Source organism: Chitinophaga sp. 10T418, assembly GCF_056394125.1.
This window is the reverse complement of the sequence record NZ_JBFTHG010000038.1, coordinates 1-3,429: the sequence shown is the minus strand read 5'-3', so window position 1 is coordinate 3,429 and position 3,429 is coordinate 1. Positions and strand designations below refer to the sequence as shown.

Here is a 3,429-nt window from a genome sequence, read left to right as displayed (position 1 = left end):
CCCAGGAAATCCAATGTACCATCCCGGAACCAGCKGGCCAGATCACCGGTACGATACATCCGTGCGCCATCCCGGAACGGATGCTGCACAAATTTCTCCGCTGTCAGCGCCGGCTGATTCAAATAACCTGCTGCCACGCCATCGCCAGCAATACACAACTCTCCGGGCACGCCCAGCGGTAGCAATTGCTGGTCTTCTCCCAAAATATATACTTCCGTATTCGCAATTGGTTTGCCTATCGTTTGCTTAAACGGTTCGCTCTTTTCATAAAGATGCACACTACTCCATACCGTTCCTTCTGTTGGACCGTATTCATTGTAAAACAACGTATCCGGCAATATCTTATAATGTTGTTCTACCAGCGTAACCGGACAGGTTTCCCCCGCCACAATCACTCCTTTCAGTTCGTTGGCACTACCTGCCAGTTCCTGCAGCAACAACTGGTAATAGGAAGGTACTGTGAGCAGATGACTTACCCCATGATGAATGATGTATTCCGCCAGTAAGGGCACGTTCGTTACATCCGTCTTCCGCGTCAGACATAACCGGCCGCCATAACATAACGTACCGAAGATGCCGGCTATAGAGCTGTCGAAAGAAAACGATGACAGCAACAGGAAGGACGATGGCGTTCCATACGTCTGGTAACGTGGCACCAGGGAATGCAGCAGGTTGTTATGCCTGATCACCACGCCTTTGGGATTACCCGTAGAACCCGAAGTATAAATCACATATACCGCCTGTTCCGGGCTGATCACCGGCAACGGAGAGGATACCGCTTCCAGTGTATCTAACTGCACATCCATCGCGAAGATGGCCCCGTTATAATCTCCCAGATCAAACATATAGTCGGTCTGGGTGAGCAGTAACCGGATATTGGTATCATTCAGGATATAAGACCGCCGTGCCGCAGGATATTCAGGATCTACCGGAACGTAAGCCCCTCCTGCTTTTAAAATGCCGAGTATCCCTGTAATCATTTTCTCCGAGCGGTCCAGTAGTATACCCACCAGTTCATCTGGAGCTACCTCATGATTTTGTAACAGGTAATGTGCCAGCCGGGTAGATTGTTCATCCAGCTCCCGGTATGTCTGGCTGATGCCATCAAAGAACACCGCGGTTTCATCCGGGCGCAAACGTACCTGCTGCTGAAACAGGTCCAGGACGGTAATACTTTTATCATATGCTATGATCGGTCCGTTGAAGGTAACCAGCTGTTGCTGTTTATCGGCAGCAGTGAGCATTGGTAGCTCTTTCAGCGAATTTTCAGGAGTGCGGACGATGGATAGTAACAGTTGTTCCAGGTGGATAGATAACTGTGTTACCAACTGTTCCGTATATACATCACTGTTATACTGAATATCCAGGTGTAATTCGTCTGCCACCTCCGCAAAACTGAATACCATATCAAATCGGCTGGTCTGCTGTTTGCCGCCCTCATAAGGGCTAATCCGCAGGTCGCCCAGTGTTTGCTGCGCATCGCTATCGGCTGCATGCTGACCCAGGATCACCTGTATATCAAACAACGGATTACGGCTCATATCACGTTGCAGATGCAATGCTTCTACCAGCTCACTGAATGGATAAATCTGATGTTCATAGGCCGCCAGCGTCACTTTTTTGACGTTATCCAACAGTTCAAGAAAACTATCGCTTCCTTTAAAACGGTTTCTTAATGCCAATGTATTCACATAGAATCCGATCTGATCTTCCAGGTCTGCATGTTCCCTGCCTGCTACCGGCGTACCGATCACCATATCCTCCTGCCCTGTATAACGGTATAACAGGGCTTCTACCGCTGCCAGTAATCCCATGAACAGTGTTACATCCTCTTTGCGGACAAGCGCCCGCATGCCGGCTGTAATCTGTGCGTTTATTTTTGTACTCAGCGAAGCACCATTAAATGTTTTCAATGCCGGACGCACTTTATCTGCCGGCAGATCCAGTACAGGCAGCTCACCACTGAACATATCCAGCCAATAAGCCTTATGTGTTTCCAACGTGGTGCCACTCAGCTGCTCCTGATGCCACACCGCATAATCCTTATACTGTATCTCCAATGGTGGCAACGGGTCCGCGGCTCCGCTGATGAAGGCATTATATAACTGTAATAGCTCTCTGATCAGTACATCCATAGACCAGCCATCACTGACAATATGGTGCATCACATAATTGAATACCCATTTATGCGTACCTACCTGGTATAATTCTGCCCTGAGCAATGGTCCGTGCTGCAAGTCAAACGGCTGATGTGCGGAGTTAAATAACAGCGTATCAAGCGTGGTGTCGTGATCATCCTGCAAGTCTTCGTAACGTACCTGGAAACCAGTGGCTGAGGGTGAAAGCACAAATTGCCTCAGCCCTCCTTCCGTTTCTTTGAATACCGTACGTAAACTTTCGTGACGCTGCAGCAGTGTATCAAAAGAACGGGTAAAAGCGGGTTTATCCAACTGTCCTTCGAATGTATACACACCAGACATGTTATACGCCACATTTCCTTCTTCAAACTGACTCACTACCCACAGGATATGCTGGGAAGCAGATAGCGGATAACTATCCTGCACCGGTGCCAGCGGTATGGCATTGTAGTTATTCCGGTGTTGTTGGTATGATTTTATAAACCCGATCAACCCGGCTTTATGTTGCCGGATTTCATCCAGCAGTTCGGATGTAAGTACGCCTTTGGGCGCTTGTATATCCAGGTTATCATTGACTACCTGTACATTTATTTTAAGTGCTTTCAGTTTTGCAAACAAATCTGCTATCATAAAAAATCAGATCTTGGTTTATGATTATATAGTGATCTTTTCTACGTCATCCAGCTCCAGGAGCTCGTTATTGGCCCAATACGTCTTCTCAATTTCCCCCGCAATACCTTCAATGGTTGGGTGAATGAAAACGGTCCGCAGACTGATACTCACATCAAATTGTTTTCGTACCTGACCGGCCATTTTTGTTACTTTCAGACTATGTCCCCCCAACTCAAAAAAGTTGTCCTGTATACCAATCGGTGACCTCCCCAGGATTTCTTCCCAGATGGCTACCAGTTTTTCTTCTGTTTCATTTCGCGGAGCTATATAGACAGTGGTGGCTACCGCATTTCCCGTATCCGGTAATAAGCGGCGGTCTACCTTACCGTTGGCCGTTAAAGGGAAAGATGCCAGCGGCACGTAATACGCCGGCAGCATATAATCCGGCAGATATTGTTTCAGGTAGTCGCGCAACACACTCACTTCCGGTATCAATGCGCCTGTGAGATAAGCTACCAGTTCTTTATCCTGACCGCCAGTAGACCTGGCCAGTACAATCGCTCCGTCTATGCCTTCGTGTTGTTGCAAAAGATGTTCTATCTCTCCGGGTTCTATCCGGTAGCCGCGGATCTTTACCTGTGCATCCAAACGACCTGCAAATACAATATTTCCGTCAGGA

Annotated in this window: 2 protein-coding genes; both read right to left on the bottom strand. The window is 48.0% G+C overall.

Annotated features, from left to right (window positions below):
* Positions 1–2,768, bottom strand: a 2,768-nt coding sequence (locus AC1DCV_RS35625) for a non-ribosomal peptide synthetase (protein WP_477027660.1), incomplete at its 3' end; no start/stop codon positions are given.
* Positions 2,769–2,792: 24 nt separating this feature from the next.
* A partial coding sequence (locus tag AC1DCV_RS35620) for a phosphopantetheine-binding protein (RefSeq protein WP_477027659.1) occupies positions 2,793–3,429 on the bottom strand: 637 nt, incomplete at its 5' end.